Origin of the sequence: Streptomyces griseocarneus, assembly GCF_014655595.1 — a bacterium.
GTDB classification, from domain to species: Bacteria; Actinomycetota; Actinomycetes; order Streptomycetales; family Streptomycetaceae; genus Streptomyces; species Streptomyces griseocarneus.
This window is the reverse complement of sequence record NZ_BNBL01000001.1, coordinates 841,629-856,774: the sequence shown is the minus strand read 5'-3', so window position 1 is coordinate 856,774 and position 15,146 is coordinate 841,629. Positions and strand designations below refer to the sequence as shown.

14 protein-coding genes are annotated in these 15,146 nt (G+C 74.0%); 10 read left to right on the top strand and 4 right to left on the bottom strand.

Annotated features, from left to right (window positions below):
• Positions 1-44 precede the first annotated feature (44 nt).
• Positions 45-278 (top strand): DUF6480 family protein, encoded by a 234-nt coding sequence (locus IE295_RS03665; RefSeq protein ID WP_190061928.1) that lies wholly within the window; start codon positions 45-47, stop codon positions 276-278.
• A gap of 15 nt (positions 279-293) precedes the next feature.
• Here the strand turns inward: IE295_RS03665 and IE295_RS03660 are convergent, their stop codons facing one another.
• Complete coding sequence (locus tag IE295_RS03660) at positions 294-1,619, bottom strand: MFS transporter (RefSeq protein WP_190062391.1); 1,326 nt, start codon at positions 1,617-1,619, stop codon at positions 294-296.
• A 454-nt stretch (positions 1,620-2,073) separates the two neighbouring features.
• On the opposite strand from IE295_RS03660, the gene IE295_RS03655 reads away from it, so the two are divergent.
• Both IE295_RS03655 and IE295_RS03650 read left to right on the top strand, forming a co-directional pair.
• Positions 2,074-2,559 carry an Lrp/AsnC family transcriptional regulator gene (locus IE295_RS03655; RefSeq protein ID WP_190061927.1) on the top strand — a complete coding sequence of 162 codons (486 nt, stop codon included), beginning with the start codon at positions 2,074-2,076 and terminating at the stop codon, positions 2,557-2,559.
• A gap of 162 nt (positions 2,560-2,721) precedes the next feature.
• Positions 2,722-3,648 (top strand): D-alanyl-D-alanine carboxypeptidase family protein, encoded by a 927-nt coding sequence (locus IE295_RS03650; RefSeq protein WP_190061926.1) that lies wholly within the window; start codon positions 2,722-2,724, stop codon positions 3,646-3,648.
• Positions 3,649-3,689: 41 nt separating this feature from the next.
• Here IE295_RS03650 and IE295_RS03645 read toward each other — a convergent pair whose 3' ends face one another.
• A complete protein-coding gene (locus IE295_RS03645) occupies positions 3,690-4,112 on the bottom strand; it encodes a YjbQ family protein (RefSeq protein ID WP_190061925.1) in 423 nt (140 codons plus the stop codon).
• An 85-nt stretch (positions 4,113-4,197) separates the two neighbouring features.
• On the opposite strand from IE295_RS03645, the gene IE295_RS03640 reads away from it, so the two are divergent.
• The 6 genes from IE295_RS03640 to IE295_RS03615 all read left to right on the top strand — a co-directional run bounded on the left by IE295_RS03640 (position 4,198) and on the right by IE295_RS03615 (position 10,862).
• Positions 4,198-5,313: an NAD(P)-binding domain-containing protein gene (locus IE295_RS03640; protein WP_190061924.1), complete on the top strand. Its 1,116-nt coding sequence runs from the start codon at positions 4,198-4,200 to the stop codon at positions 5,311-5,313.
• 137 nt (positions 5,314-5,450) lie between these two features.
• Complete coding sequence (locus tag IE295_RS03635) at positions 5,451-6,215, top strand: (Fe-S)-binding protein (RefSeq protein WP_190061923.1); 765 nt, start codon at positions 5,451-5,453, stop codon at positions 6,213-6,215.
• Positions 6,212-7,681 carry a lactate utilization protein B gene (locus IE295_RS03630; RefSeq protein WP_190061922.1) on the top strand — a complete coding sequence of 490 codons (1,470 nt, stop codon included), beginning with the start codon at positions 6,212-6,214 and terminating at the stop codon, positions 7,679-7,681. The genes IE295_RS03635 and IE295_RS03630 overlap by 4 nt, the downstream gene beginning before the upstream one ends.
• Before the next feature lie 6 nt (positions 7,682-7,687).
• The gene (locus tag IE295_RS03625; protein ID WP_190061921.1) at positions 7,688-8,368 is read left to right on the top strand and encodes a LutC/YkgG family protein; all 681 of its coding nucleotides are present in this window, start codon (positions 7,688-7,690) and stop codon (positions 8,366-8,368) included.
• Entirely contained in the window at positions 8,365-9,531 is a 1,167-nt protein-coding gene (locus tag IE295_RS03620; RefSeq protein WP_224323226.1) for a CaiB/BaiF CoA transferase family protein, read from the top strand. Before IE295_RS03625 ends, IE295_RS03620 begins: the two co-directional genes overlap by 4 nt.
• Positions 9,532-9,680: 149 nt before the next feature.
• Positions 9,681-10,862, top strand: coding sequence for an SGNH/GDSL hydrolase family protein (locus tag IE295_RS03615; protein WP_224323225.1), 1,182 nt, complete (start codon positions 9,681-9,683; stop codon positions 10,860-10,862).
• Positions 10,863-10,914: 52 nt separating this feature from the next.
• Here the strand turns inward: IE295_RS03615 and IE295_RS03610 are convergent, their stop codons facing one another.
• Positions 10,915-12,711 (bottom strand): ABC transporter ATP-binding protein, encoded by a 1,797-nt coding sequence (locus tag IE295_RS03610; RefSeq protein ID WP_190061920.1) that lies wholly within the window; start codon positions 12,709-12,711, stop codon positions 10,915-10,917.
• A 138-nt stretch (positions 12,712-12,849) separates the two neighbouring features.
• On the opposite strand from IE295_RS03610, the gene IE295_RS03605 reads away from it, so the two are divergent.
• Positions 12,850-13,287, top strand: a complete 438-nt coding sequence (locus IE295_RS03605; protein WP_190061919.1) for a MarR family winged helix-turn-helix transcriptional regulator — start codon at positions 12,850-12,852, stop codon at positions 13,285-13,287.
• A gap of 99 nt (positions 13,288-13,386) precedes the next feature.
• On the opposite strand, the gene IE295_RS03600 is transcribed toward IE295_RS03605, so the two are convergent.
• Positions 13,387-15,000, bottom strand: coding sequence for a peptide-N4-asparagine amidase (locus tag IE295_RS03600; RefSeq protein ID WP_190061918.1), 1,614 nt, complete (start codon positions 14,998-15,000; stop codon positions 13,387-13,389).
• Positions 15,001-15,146: the final 146 nt, after the last annotated feature.

Here is a 15,146-nt window from a genome sequence, read left to right as displayed (position 1 = left end):
CCCGTGCCCCGGCCGCCGGACCGGCAGGAAGGCCAGGTGGCACCATGACCGCACCCGCACCCAATCCCGACCCGGACCCGGACCGCACGGCCGGTCTCGAGCCGGGCGGAGGCGTCCCGCCGGGCGAGACGCCTCCCGGTGAGAGCAGCATGTCCGGCGCCGGCCCCCGCCAGCCGGACTACGACAAGCGGGGCTGGGCGACGGCTCCGGTGGTGGTGATCGGCCTGTTCGTGCTGATCTTCGCCGTCACCGTGTTCATCTGGGCCGCGCTCGTCTGACCGCCGGCCCCGGCCTCACGCGGCGGTCTGGAAGGCCGCCCCGGGGACGGGCAGGACGGCGGTGCCGCCGTCGGCGGGCCGGCGCCGCCGCACGAGCGCGCCGGCTCCGATCAGGACCGCGATGACGGCGCCGCCGAGGATCAGCGCGCCGCGCTCGCCCGCGCCCTGCACCAGCAGCCCCAGCAGGGGCGGCCCGGCAAGGCCCCAGCCGGTGCTCACGCTGCGCCAGACGCCGAGGACGCGGCCGCGCATGTGGGCGGGCGGGTCGGTCTGCAGCACGGTGGTGGTCGCGGTGTCGCACACCGACTCCACGATCGCCATGGGCACGACCATGATCAGCAGCAGCGACAGGACCGGGCTGGAGCCCGCCGCGATCTGCAGCACGCCTCCGGCGGCCGCCAGCAGCGCCACCAGCCGGACCGTCGGCTTCTGCATCCGGCCGGCCAGCACGGCGCCCACGATGCCGCCGACCGCGAGGAGGGCGGAGACCAGCCCGTAGGCGCCGGCGCCGCCGTGCAGCGGGCCGGTGACCAGGGTGGCGAGGGTGAGCTGGTAGTTGCGGCCCAGGACGGCGCTCAGCGCGGCGATCAGTGCGAGCGCGACCAGGCCGCGGCGGCTGAGGAAGAAGGACAGGCCCCCGCGCTCCCGGCCGGCCGCGCCGCGCGGGCGGGCGGCGGCCGCCGCGGCCTCGGCGCGGGCGTGCGGCTGCAGCCGCAGGAAGGGGATGACCGCGGTCACGAACAGGAACGAGGCGCCGTTGACCGCGTACGCGCCGGCGGTGCCGATGGTCGCGATGCCCACTGCCGCGAGGGCGGTGCCGGCGAGCCGGCCGACGCTGTGCACGACCGAGCCCAGGGCGATCGCCGAGGGCACGTCCTTCTCCGGCACCAGGTCGTTCCCGAGCAGGGCCGTGGCCGGGCCGTCGACCGTGGCGATCAGGCCGGTGATCCCGGCGAGGACCATGAGCAGCGGCACGCTGAGCATGCCGAAGGCGACCAGCAGCGCGGTGGCGAAGGCCACCAGCGCCAGCAGCGCCTGGCTGACGGCGGCGGTGAGCTTGCGGGGCAGGCGGTCGACGACCGCGCCGCCCAGGAGGCCGAAGAGCAGGCCGGGCGCGGCCTGGACCGACAGCGACAGGCCCGTCGCGGCGGCGGAGCCGGTCAGCTGCAGGACGAGCAGGTTCTGCACGGTGAGCTGCATCCACGTGCCGAGGTTCGACACGAGGTTGGCGGCGGACCACCAGCGCATGCTACGGCTGCGCAGGCAGCGCCACGGGGACCGGTCGCCGGCCGGGCCCGCGGCCGCCTTGCGGCGGGCGAGCAGGCCACGGACCGGCCGCACGGCGGGCGCGGCGGTCTCGGGCGCTGTGCTGGAGGACGGGGGCGTGGCCGGGGCCGGGGACGAAAGGCGCAAGGTCCGTTTCCGTGGGTCGGGGGCGCGGGCCCGGCACCTCCTCGCCCATGAGCGTGCCGTCCGCGGGGGCGGACGCCACGACGGCTTCGGGCGTCGAAGACCCCGCCGGGTGGAACACCCTCGGGCGGGGGCCGGGAGACGCCTCCGTGCCGCGCTTCGCCGCGCAGGTCGCGATGACGTCCTTGCCATCGTCACAAGCGCTTCCCGGCGCTGAGAAGTTCGTACGCTGTGCGGTCGGTCACCCCGCGCGGAAATACGGGTTCGCTCCGTGGTGGGCTGCCTCACACCGGTTTCCGCGCCGCGAGCGCGGGCGGGGCCCGGGATGGTGGGCCATTGGTACAGTGCGAGGCCGCCGATACCGACCACGAGGGAGCCGGTGCCCATGGCCGTGGACGCGCTGGACGCCAGGATCCTGCGGCTCCTGCTGGAGCAGCCGCGCACGAGCGTGCGCGAGTACGCCCGCCTGCTGGGCATCGCGCGGGGCACGCTCCAGGCGCGGCTCGACCGGCTGGAGCGCGACGGCGTGATCACGGCGACCGGCCCCCGGCTGTCCCCCGGGGCCCTCGGTCACCCCGTGCTGGCGTTCGTCCACATCGAGGTCACCCAGGGCAACCTGGACACGGTGGCGGACGGCCTGGGCGACGTGCCCGAGATCATCGAGGCCTTCTCGATAACGGGCGGCGGGGACCTGATGGCCCGCGTCGTGGCACGGGACGCGGCCCATCTGGAGGATGTGATCCAGCGGCTGGTCCAGCTGCCCGGGGTGGTGCGCACCCGCACGGAGATGGTGCTGCGCGAGCGGGTGCCGTACCGGATGGTGCCGCTGGTGGACGCGGTGGGCCGGGCGGCGCCCCAGCGGCCCTCGTGACGGAACGCGCCACCGGCCCCGACACCCCCGGTGGGGCGGGCACCTGATGGCGTGTCCGGAATGGCACGGTCCTGGCGGGGGCCGCGGACCCGGCTTCTCGTAACGGATGAACTGGTGCGATCATCTGCTCGCTCATCCCAACCAGCGAGAAAAGGTCCGTACATGGAGCGAAGTGGGAGAAGAACCGCGCGCCGCTGGGGCGTCGCCGCGGTCGCCTCGACCGCGGCCGTGGCCGTCGCACTGCCGGCGACGACCGCCGAGGCCGCGGGCGGCCCGTCGGGCATAGCAGCCAAGGGCGCGTTCCTGCTCGACAGCGGCGCCAACCGCGCCCTGTGGGGCAAGGACGCCGACACCAAGCGGCAGATGGCCAGCACGACCAAGATCATGACCGCGGTCACGGTCCTGGGCGTCAAGAACGTCGATCTCAACAAGAAGATCACCGTCAAGCAGTCCTACCGCGACTACGTGGCCCGCACCGGCGCGAGCACGGCGGACCTGCGCACGGGCGACCAGCTGACCGTCCGCCAGATGCTCTACGCCCTGATGCTCCCCTCCGGGTGCGACGCGGCCTACGCGCTCGCCGACACCTTCGGCAGCGGCAGCACGGAGGCGGCCCGGACGAAGTCGTTCATCGCCAAGATGAACAAGAAGGCCGCCGACCTCGGCATGAAGAACACGCGGTACGACTCGTTCGACGGCATATCGCAGGCGGGGAACAACTACACCACCCCGCGCGACACCGCCCAGCTGGCCCGCAAGGCCCTGGCGAGCAAGACGTTGAGCAGGGTCGTCAAGGCGGCCAGCACCAAGCAGAAGGCGGCGAACGTCAACCGCCTCTACACCTGGTACAACACCAACAAGCTGCTCGGCTCCTACCAGGGCGCGATCGGCATCAAGACCGGGACCGGCACGACCGCCGGGCCGTGCCTGGTCTTCGCGGCCCAGCGCGGCAAGCGCACGGTGGTGGGCGTCATCCTCAACGACCCCACGAACCGCTACCCGGACGCCGCGAAGATGCTCGACTGGGCCTTCAAGGCCAAGACGAAGGTGACGCTGCGCCAGCTGCCGCCGTCGGCCCAGAAGGACTGACCCGCTCCGGCTGACGCCCGGCGGCAGCCCGCCGACGACGCTCAGCCCAGGAAGGTCAGCCGCACCTGGCGGTCGGGATTGTCGACGTTCGTGTCGACCAGGCACACCGACTGCCAGGTGCCCAGTTCCAGCCGTCCGCCGATCACCGGAAGCGTCGCGTGCGGCGGCACGAGCGCCGGCAGTACGTGGTCGCGGCCGTGGCCGGGGCTGCCGTGCCGGTGGCGCCAGCGGTCGTCGGCCGGCAGCAGCTCGTGCAGGGCCGCGAGCAGGTCGTCGTCGCTGCCGGAGCCCGTCTCCAGGACGGCCACGCCGGCGGTCGCGTGGGGCACGAAGACGTTCAGCAGGCCGTCGCGGCCCCCGGCGGCCTCGCGCAGGAAGGCCTCGCAGTCGCGCGTGAGGTCGTACACCGCCTCGGCGGAGCCTGTGGAGACGTCCAGGACGTGGGTGCGGAAGGTGTCGGTCATGGCTCCATCTTCGTACGCGCCCCGCCTACCGCGCGCCCGCCCCGGGGACGGGAAGTGATCCACGGCCTCCGGCGTTGGCAGAGGCATGAATGACTCAGGGGCGCGGGCGACCGAGGTCGAGGTCGTCGTCGCGGGCGCCGGCCAGGCGGGCCTGGCGGGCGCGTACCACCTGCGGCGCGCGGGGTACGAGCCGGAGCGGGACTTCGTCGTGCTGGACGGCTCACCGCGGCCGGGCGGGGCCTGGCAGTTCCGCTGGCCGACGCTGACCTACGGCAAGGTGCACGGCATGCACGCGCTGCCGGGCATGGAGCTGACCGGCGCGGACGACCGGCGCCCCTCCTCCGAGGTGATCGGCGACTACTTCGCGGAGTACGAGCGCGCCTTCGGCCTGCGCGTGCGGCGGCCCGTCCGGGTCCGGGCGGTGCGCGAGGGCGACGGCGGCAGGCTGCGCGTCGAGACGTCCCGGGGCGTGTTCTCGGCCCGGGCGCTGCTCAACGCGACCGGGACGTGGGACCGCCCGTTCCTGCCCCGCTCCCCCGGCCAGGAGACCTTCCTCGGCCGTCAGCTGCACACGGCCGGCTATCCGGGGCCCGGGGCCTTCGCCGGGCGGCGCGTGGTCGTCGTCGGGGGCGGCACCTCGGCCGTGCAGCACCTGATGGAGATCGCCGAGGTGGCGGCCGCCACGACCTGGGTGACGCGACGACCACCCGTCTTCCACGAGGGCCCCTTCGACGAGGCCCGCGGCCGTCAGGTGGTCGCGCTGGTCGAGGAGCGGGTGCGGCGGGGACTGCCGCCGCAGAGCGTGGTGTCGGTGACCGGCCTGCCCATGACCGAGGCGATGCGGCGCGCCCGCGCCGCCGGGATCCTCGACCGTCTGCCGATGTTCGACCGGGTCACCCCCACCGGAGTGGCGTGGGCCGACGGCACGGCCGTCGAGGCCGACGTCATCCTGTGGGCCACCGGCTTCCGCGCCGCCCTCGGCCATCTCGCGCCGCTCGGGCTGCGGGAGCCCGGCGGAGGCATCCGCGTCGAGGGCACCCGCGCGGTCCGCGACCCCCGGATCCACCTGGTGGGCTACGGCCCGTCGGCGAGCACCATCGGCGCCAACCGGGCCGGCCGCGCCGCCGTGCGGGAGATCCACGCCCTGATCGCCGACGCGCCGCCGCGACCTTCCCAACCGGCCTTCGCTGCGGCAGTATGAGGCGCCGGACGATCAGCCGACGGCCCGTCGGCGGTCGGCCGGAGTGATCCGCAGGTCCGCCCGCAGATCCGTCCGCCGGTCGGTTCCCCCGGCGTGCGTCCGGGCGGCCGACGGCTGCCGGGAGGTGCCGAGGTGTCATGCGCGTAGGGCTGTTCGTCACCTGCGTCAACGACACGCTCCACCCGGGCACGGGCCGCGCGGTCGTCACCCTCCTCGAACGCCTCGGCGTACGCGTCGGCTTCCCCGCCGAGCAGAGCTGCTGCGGCCAGCCGCTGTACAACACCGGCTACCGCCGCCGCACCGAGCCGCTGCTGCTCCGGCACGCCGCCGCCTTCCGCGGCTACGACCACGTGGTCACCCCCTCGGCCTCCTGCGCCGCCATGGTCCGCGAGCACTACCCCCGCATCGCCGCCCGGGCCGCCGCCGACGGGCGGAGCGGGCGGGAGGCCGCCGCGCTGGCCGAGGCGACCGCGAGCGTGGTGCCCAGGACGTACGAGCTCACCGAGTTCCTCGTCGACGTGCTGGGCGTCGTCGACGTCGGCGCGTACTTCCCGCACACCGTCACCTACCACCCCACCTGTCACGGACTGCGGGCACTGCGCCTGGGCGACCGGCCGCGCCGGCTGCTGGAGCACGTCAGGGGTCTCGAGCTGCGCGAGCTCGCCGGCGCCGAGGAGTGCTGCGGCTTCGGCGGCACCTTCGCCGTCAAGAACGCCGCGGTGTCGGCCGCGATGGGAGCCGACAAGGCCCGCGCCGTCCGGGACACGGGAGCCCGCGCCGTGTGCGCGGTCGACAACTCCTGCCTGCTGCACATCGGCGGCACCCTCGCCCGCGCCGGGTCGCACGTACGGCCGCTGCACCTCGCGGAGATCCTGGCGAGCACCGACGGGAGGGTTCCATGAGCCGTACGTACGTCGGCATGCCGGCGTTCCCGCGCGCCGCCGCGCAGGCGACCGGGGACGCCACGCTGCGCGCCAACCTCCGGCGCGCCACCCACACCATCCGCGCCCGGCGGGCCCAGGCCGTCGCCGAGCTGACGGACTGGGAGGAGCTGCGCGCCGCCGCGGCCGCGATCAAGGACCGGACGCTGCGCCATCTCGACCACTACCTGACGCGGCTGGAGGAGAACGTCACCCGCGCGGGCGGCACGGTCCACTGGGCCGCCGACGCCGACGAGGCCAACCGCATCGTCACCGGCCTCGTCCGGGCCACGGGCGAGAGCGAGGTCGTCAAGGTCAAGTCCATGACCACCCAGGAGACCGGCCTGAACACCGCCCTCGAAAAGGCCGGCATCCGCGCGTACGAGACCGACCTGGCCGAGCTCATCGTGCAGCTCGCCGACGACCTGCCCTCCCACATCCTGGTCCCGGCCATCCACCGCGGCCGCGGCGAGATCCGCGACATCTTCCGCGACCGCATGGGCGACTGGGGCCGCCCCGCCCCCGAGGGGCTCACCGACCGGCCGGCCGACCTCGCGGAGGCGGCGCGCCTGCACCTGCGCGAGAAGTTCCTCGCCGCGAAGGTGGGCATCTCGGGTGCCAACTTCCTCGTCGCCGAGACCGGCACGGCGGTCGTCGTCGAGTCCGAGGGCAACGGCCGGATGTGCCTCACGCTGCCCGAGACCCTGATCTCGGTCGTCGGCATCGAGAAGGTCGTCCCCGCCTGGCGGGACCTGGAGGTCTTCCTCCAGCTGCTGCCCCGCTCCTCGACCGCCGAGCGCATGAACCCCTACACGTCCCTGTGGACGGGCACCACCGACGACGACGGACCGCGCGCCTTCCACCTGGTGCTGCTCGACAACGGCCGCACCGACGCCCTCGCCGACCACGTCGGCCGGCAGGCCCTGCGGTGCATCCGCTGCTCCGCCTGCCTCAACGTCTGCCCCGTCTACGAACGCGCCGGCGGCCACGCCTACGGCTCCCCCTACCCGGGCCCGATCGGCGCGATCCTCACGCCCCAGCTGCGCGGCCCGGCCTCCGCCCTGGAGGAGTCGCTGCCGTTCGCCTCCACCCTGTGCGGCGCCTGCTACGAGGTGTGCCCGGTCGCCATCGACATCCCGGAGGTCCTGCTCCACCTGCGCGAGCGGGTCGCGGAGGGCGGCGAGGTGACGGTCCGCGGCGTGCGCACCCGCGTCCGGCCGGCGAAGCGGCGCTCGGTGGAGCGGGCGGCGATGGGGGCGGCCGGGTGGACGTTCGACCACCCGTGGGCCCTGCGCCGGGCGCAGCGCCTGGCGGGGCGCGCCCGCCGGCTGCGCCCCCGGCGGCTGCCCGGCCCGCTGGGTGCCTGGACGGACAGCCGGGAACTGCCCGAGGTACCGGCCGAATCGTTTCGGGACTGGTGGTCCCGGACCCGGGGAAATGCGGGGTGATGCCGGATGAGCGGCGGTACGAGCAGGGAGCGCGTCCTGGGGCGCGTACGGCGCGCGCTGGCCGATGTGCCGCGCTACGAGCGCCCGCACGACCACCTTGTGCCGCGCGACTATCGGCTCGCGCACGGCACGCGCACCCCCGCCGAGGCCGCCGCGCTGCTCGCCGCGAACCTCACCGACTACCGGGCCGTCGTGCACCGCACGGAGGCGGCCGGGCTGCCGGCGCTCGTCGCCCGGCTGCTCGGCCGGCGCGGCGCGCGCCGCGTCGTCGTGCCGCCCGGCCTGCCGGACGACTGTCTGGCGAAGGAGCTGCTGGCGGCCGCCGCCGTGGAAGTGGTCGGCGACTCCCCCGCCCTGACGGCGCGTGCCCTGGACGGCGTGGACAGCGTGGTCACCGGCTGCGCGCTGGCGATCGCCGAGACCGGCACGGTCGTCCTGGACGCGGGCCCGGGCCAGGGGCGCCGCGCGCTCACGCTCGTGCCCGACCACCATGTGTGCGTGGTGCGCGTCCCCGACCAGGTGGTGGACTCGGTGCCGCAGGCCCTGGCCCGGCTGGCCCCGCACCGGCCCCTGACCTGGATCTCGGGCCCATCGGCCACCAGCGACATCGAACTGGACCGCGTCGAGGGCGTGCACGGGCCGCGCACCCTGGAAGTGGTCCTCGTCGAGGGGAGCGGGCCCCGGTGAGCTCCTCCCCGGCAGAGGGCGCGTCGCACCTGCCCCTGCGCGAGGTCACGGTCGTCGCGCTCGAGCAGGCCGTCGCGGCGCCCTTCGCCACCCGGCAGCTCGCCGATCTCGGGGCCCGGGTCGTCAAGATCGAACGACCGGACGGCGGCGACTTCGCCCGCCACTACGACCGCCGGGCCAAGGGCCTGTCGGCCTACTTCGTATGGGTCAACCGCGGCAAGGAGAGCGTGGTCCTGGACCTCAAGGACGCCGACGACCGCTCGCTGCTCGACCGGCTCCTGGCCCGCGCGGACGTGTTCGTCCAGAACCTCGGCCCCGGCGCGGCCTCCCGCCTGGGCCTCGCCCCCGCCGCCCTGCGCGCCGCGCACCCGCGCCTGATCACCTGCGACATCACCGGCTACGGCACGGACGGCCCGTACCGCGACAAGAAGGCCTACGACCTGCTGGTGCAGTGCGAGGCCGGGCTGGTCTCCCTCACCGGCGGCCCCGACGCCCCGGCCCGTCCCGGCATCTCCGTCGCCGACATCGCCGGCGGGATGTACGCCTACACGGGCATCCTGACCGCGCTGTACGAGCGCGAGCGCACCGGCGAGGGCTCCCGGCTGTCGGTCTCCCTCTTCGACGCCCTGGCCGAGTGGATGGGCCACCCGTACTTCGCCGAGGCCTACGGCGGCGCGCCCCTCACCCGCAGCGGCGCCCGCCATCCGTCCATCTCGCCCTACGGGCCCTACGGATGCGGCGACGGCACCCGGGTGTTCCTGAGCGTGCAGAGCGACCGCGAGTGGGTGGCCCTGTGCGAACGGGTGCTGTACCGCCCCGGGCTCTCCCGCGACCCCCGCTTCGCCGACAACCCCTCGCGCCATGCGCACGACGCGGAACTGACGGACGTCATCGAGGAGTGCTTCGCCGCGCACACGGCGGACGGCGTCCTCGCCCTGCTGGACGGCGCCGGCATCGCCGGCGCCCGGCTGCGGACGGTCGCCGAGTTCGCCGCCCACCCCCAGCTGACGGCCCGTGACCGCTGGCGCGCGTTCCCCTCGCCGGCGGGCATGCTGCGCGGCCTGCTGCCCCCGGTGGAGGTGGCGGGCAGGGAGGCGGCGATGGGCGCGGTGCCGGAGCTGGGGGAGCACACGGCGGCGATACGGGCGGAGTTCGGGGCGTAGTCCCAGGGTGACCCCGGCAGTGGTACGCACGGCGTGCGTAGGCGGCACACGGGGCTGGGTGGCTTCCCCGGCGCGCGGCAGGCTCTTTCCCGACAGCGAAACCGTCGCGAGGCGACGCGCCGAGCATCCCGCAAGGAAAGGCCCCTCCCATGTCGAACCCGGCAATGCCCTCGTCCACCTGGTCCACCGGCTGGTCCGTCCCGGTCCAGCGGCCCAGCGAGGGCTTCGAGGAGAACTGGTCCGAGACCGGATTCGACGACCAGTCCGTGCGCCAGGTCGTACGGGTCACCGGCAGCGGCGACGCGGCCCGGATCCGCCTGTCGAACCGTTTCGGCACCGGGCCGCTGACCGTCGGCGCCGCGACCGTCGCCCTGGCCGCCGGGGGCGCCGCCGTGCGGCCGGGCACGGTGCGGCACCTCACCTTCGGCGGGGCGCCGTCGGTGGTGATACCGGCGGGCGGCGAGGCCGTCAGCGACGCGGCGCCGCTGCGGACCGAGCGCTTCGACGCCGTCACGGTGAGCCTGTACTTCCCCGGCCCGACCGGCCCCTCGACGTTCCACGCGCAGGCCTACACCGACAGCTACCGCGCCCCCGGCGACCGTACGACCGCCGCCGACGGCTCGGCGTTCGGCGAGCGGACCCGCTCCTGGTACCACCTCTCCGACGTCGAGCTGGCGGGGGACGGCGGCTCGCCCCGCGCGACGGTGGTGGCCTTCGGGGACTCCATCACCGACGGCTTCGGGTCCACCGCCGGCGCCGACCGCCGCTACCCGGACGCCCTCGCCGAACGGCTCGCGGCGGCGGGCCGGGAGTGGGCCGTGGTCAACGCGGGCATCGGCGGAAACCTCGTGCTCAACGACTCGCGCTGGTACGGCGAGGCGGCCCGGGCGCGCTTCGGACGGGACGTGCTCGACAAGCCGGGCGTCCGGTCGGTGATCCTCTTCGCGGGCCTCAACGACATCGGCTTCAGCGAGGTCGATCTGCCCACCTACAAGCCCAGCCCGGACGTCTCTGTGGAGGAGTTGACGGAGGGCTACCGTGAGCTGATCAAGCGGGCGCACGACCGGGGCATCAGGGTCATCGGGGCGACGATCCTGCCGTTCAAGGGAGCGGAGTACCACACCCCGCGCGCCGAGGCGAAGCGCGTCGCGCTCAACGCGTGGATCCGCGACGGCGGGGAGTACGACGCGGTGGCCGACTTCGCCGCCGCGCTGGCCTCGCCGGACGACCCGGAGGTCCTCGACCCCGCCTACGACAGCGGCGACCACAAGCACCCCAACGACGCCGGCTACCGCGTCATGGCCGGGGCCGTCGACCTCGGCTCCCTCTGAAGCGATCCCTTCCGCCCGCGCGGGGGCCCGGGCCCCCGCGCGGGCGGCCTCTTCAGACCTTCGCCGTCAGGTGCGTGTCCCGGCGCACCAGGGCGGCGTAGTGCCCGTCGTCGGCGAGGAGTTCCTGGTGGGTGCCGCGTTCGGTGATGCGGCCGCGGTCGAGGACGACGATCTGGTCGGCGTGGCGGACCGTGGAGAGCCGGTGCGCGATGGTGATCGTGGTGCGCCCGGCGGACAGCGCGTCGATCGCCTGCTGGACGGCGTGCTCGGTGTGGGTGTCGAGCGCGCTCGTCGCCTCGTCGAGGATGAGCACGGGCGGGTCGCGCAGGATCGTCCGCGCGATGGCCAGGCGCTGCTTCTCCCCTCCGGAGAAGCGGTAGCCGCGCTCGCCGACCAGGGTGTCGTAGCCCTCGGGGAGACCGGCTATGTAGTCGTGGATCTGCGCCGCCTCGGCGGCCGCTCTGATCTCCTTGTCGGTGGCGTCGGGCTTGGCGAAGCGGAGGTTGTCGGCGACGGAGGCGTGGAAGAGGTAGGTCTCCTGCGACACCACGCCCACCGCCCGGGAGAGGGTGTCGAAGTCGAGGTCGCGGACGTCGACTCCGTCCAGCAGGACCCGCCCGCCGGTGACGTCGTAGAGCCGGGGCACGAGATAGCTCAGGGTGCTCTTGCCGGACCCCGTGGGGCCGACGACCGCCAGGCTGCCGCCGGGCGGGACGTGGAGGTCGATGCCGGAGAGCGCGGCGGTCGGGGGATCGTAGGAGAAGGAGACGTTCTCGAAGCGGACCTCGCCGCGGATGCTCTCCAGCCGCACCGGCTCCTCGGGTTCGGTGATGTCCACCGGCAGGTCGAGGTATTCGAAGATCCGCTGGAAGAGCGCGAGGGAGGTCTGCATCTGCACGCCGGTGGAGAGCAGGCTGACCGTGGGCCTGAACAGGCCCTGCTGGAGGGAGACGAAGGCCACCAGCGTGCCGAGGGAGATGCCGGGGCCGCCCGTCTGCAGCGCGATGCCCGCGGCCCAGTAGATGAGGGCGGGCATGGCGGCCATGACGATGCCGATGGTGGACATCCGCCACCGCCCGGCCATGTTGGTGCGCACCTCGAGGGCGACGAGCCTCTCGGACTCCGCGGAGAAGGCCTGGGTCATGGACGCGGACCGGCCCATGGTGCGGCCGAGGAGGATGCCGCTGACCGACAGCGATTCGGTGACCATGGCGGCCATGGCCGCCATCTGGTGCTGCCGCTTGGCGGTGATTCGCTTGCGTTCGTCGCCGACGCGGCGGCTGATCCAGACGAAGAGCGGCAGCAGGAGGAGGGAGACGACCGTCAGCCGCCAGTCGAGGGCCACCATGGCGATGATCGTGGCGATGACGCTGGTGAGGTTGGAGACCAGGGACGTGGCGGTGGAGGTCACGGTGGCCTGCATGCCGCCGATGTCATTGGCGATGCGGGACTGCACCTCGCCCGTGCGCGTGCGGGTGAAGAAGGCGAGCGGCATGCTCTGCAGGCGGCCGTAGACCGCGGTGCGCAGGTCGTGCATCACGCGCTGGCCGACGGTGGTGGAGATCAGGGTCTGCAGCACGCCGAAGACGCTGTTGACGACCGCGGCGGCGATCATTCCGAGGGCGAGCAGGCTGAGCAGGCCGGTGCGGCCGTGGGGGATGGCGTCGTCGAGGACCTCGCGCAGCATGAACGGCGAGGCGACCGTGACGAGCGACGATGCGGCCACGAGCAGCCCTACGAGGGCGAGCCGGCCGCGGTACGGGCGGAAGAGGCGGAGGATGCGCCGCACCTGGGCGGGCTGGTCCGGGTCCGCGGGAGGTGGTGTCCAGTTCAGTTCGTCGTGAGGCATGGGCTCCTTCAGCGAGGTCGGTTCCGGTGGGCGGAGTCGTGCGTACACGCTGAGCGCCCCGAGAATTCCGGCGCCGTACAGAGCTTAGCTCACTGTTACCTATATTCACAATGGACGAAGTCCTGATAGCATGTGATCATGACGGCCCCCGACACGTCCGGCCAGCTCGCCGAGCAGCTGCTGAGGCTGACCCGCAGGCTCCACCGCGCCCAGAAGCGCTACCTGGACCCGGTCGGCATCACCCCCGCCCAGTCGCGGCTGCTGCGCACCGTCGCGCACTACGACACGCCCCCGCGCATGGCGGACCTGGCGGAGCGACTCGAGGTCGTGCCCCGGGCGGTCACCACGCTGGTCGACGCCCTGGAGGCCAACGGCGCCGTGCGCCGGGTGCCGGACCAGTCCAATCGCCGCGTGACGCGGATAGAGCTCACCGATCAGGGCCGTTCGACCCTGCACGAGCTGCGGAACGCCCGGCGTGCGGCCGTCGAGGACATCCTCGCCCCCCTGGACGCCGGGCAGCGCGACGTGCTCGGCGACCTGCTGGCCACGCTCCTGTCCGGTTCCGGCCGCGCCTGACGCGAGGTCCCTCTCCCCTTCTCCCGTGCTCCCCCGCGAAGGACCGGGCGGGCCCGCGGAGCCGCTCCCGGCCCGCGGACCCGCCCGGCGCCGGCGGATTCAGCAGCGGTGCCGGTCCTCCGTCAGCTCACCCTGGGCCGTGGCCAGCGTGTGGTCGTAGCAGGCGCCCGGGCCCTTGAGGACGTAGCGCTCGCGGGAGACCCCGGTGGCGTGGCGCTGCTCGCGCGGCACGTTCTGGTTGTACGCGGCATCCCCCGTGTAGGTGTCCTCCATGCGGGACCAGCCGACGCGCTCGCCGGCGCGCAGCGTGAGGCTGTCGGCGCGGTCACCCATCGTCATGACCGTGCGCAGGCGGTCCCCCGCGCCGACCGACGTCTCGCCGTCCATGGTGTAGACGCGGTGGGTGCCGGTCGTGGCGGCCGGGCCGCGCCCGGCGACGGTGACCGTCTCGTCGTCGGTCCAGCGTGCCTTGAGCGCGTCCACGGACTCGCCCTCGGTCCAGCGGTGCGCGGACGTGCCCGCGACCTTGCGGGTGACGGTCGTGGTCACCCGCCCGTGCGAGGTGTTCACATGGCCGGCGACGGTCAGCGCGTGCCCGCCGTCGGACGTCAGCCGGTGCTCGGCACCGGGCTCGTGCTTGACGGTGTTGACCGGAGTGCCCTCCCGGTGGGTGGTGAGCGCGCCCGTGACGCGGTCGGAGGCGGCGTCCTGCCACACCAGGACGTTGACGGGGGTGCTCCAGCCGCTCTGTCCCTCGGGCACGCCCGCGACGGACACCGCGACGGTGTGCGGCTTGCCGTCGTTGAGCTGTCCGGCGAACGGGGTGAGGTCGTACTCCAGCGGCCGGACGTCGAAGGCGCGCGGGCCCGGGATCACGTACCAGAGGAAGGGGTTCGACCAGCCGCCGGTCCACACGGTCGGGAACGGCGCCGCGATTCCGGCGAGCCGCCCGTCCACCGAGACCCGCACCTCGCGGTAGGGGCCGTCCTTCGCCTTGCACGAGTAGGGCGCCGCGTCCGGCACGGTGAGGTACCAGAACTCCTCGCAGCCGCCGCCCGAACCGGTGGCGTAGACCTCCGCCACGATCCGCTCGCTGTTGGCGGGGGTGCTCAGCTTCCCCTCGTACACCGCGCCCTCGTGGTGCGCGCCGTCCAGGGTGAGGACCTTGTCCGGGGTCCGCGCGGCCTCGGCACGGCCCTCGGCCCTGTAGAACGTCAGCGTCACCTTGACCTTGATGACGCCGGTGTACGTCTCGTTGACGAGGTTGCCGATGAGCATCTCGACGGGCTGCCGCTCCCGCAGGGTGGCGGCGTAGCGGGTGACGTCCTTCTCCACGTTCCAGGTGATGCCTTCGGGCGAGGGTTCCGGGGTCGAGGTGCGCAGCACTTCGACCCCGCCTATCTGCAGGTAGCCGAGGCGGGCGTACTGCCGTCCGGCCACCGCGCCCTCCAGCCGCAGAACCACCTTGTTCCAGCGGTCGCCGCAGCCCTTGGGCGGCAGGTACGTGCCCTTGTAGGGCGTGTAGTCGCGGAACTCCGTCTGGACGACGGTCGCTTGGCACGAGGTGGTGCCGGGGGTGGTCACGGGCGGGGCGGCGGTGACCGGGTCGTGCCAGTCGGTGCCGAATTCGGGGGGCGCCGCGGCCGAGGCCGGGCCGATGCCCGTCAACAGGCCGAGGGCGGCGGCGCACAGCACGAGAAGCAGTCGTCTCATGGGGCAGGAGTGAAGCGCTTCGCCGGGCGGCACACCAGTAGCGGTCTGGCCTGATCCGCCGCCTGGGAGGAAAAACCAGTTGAACCGGACGCTCGCGTGGCGCGAGCCTTGCACGGCCCCGCCCCCACCATGCCGAAGCCGGGATG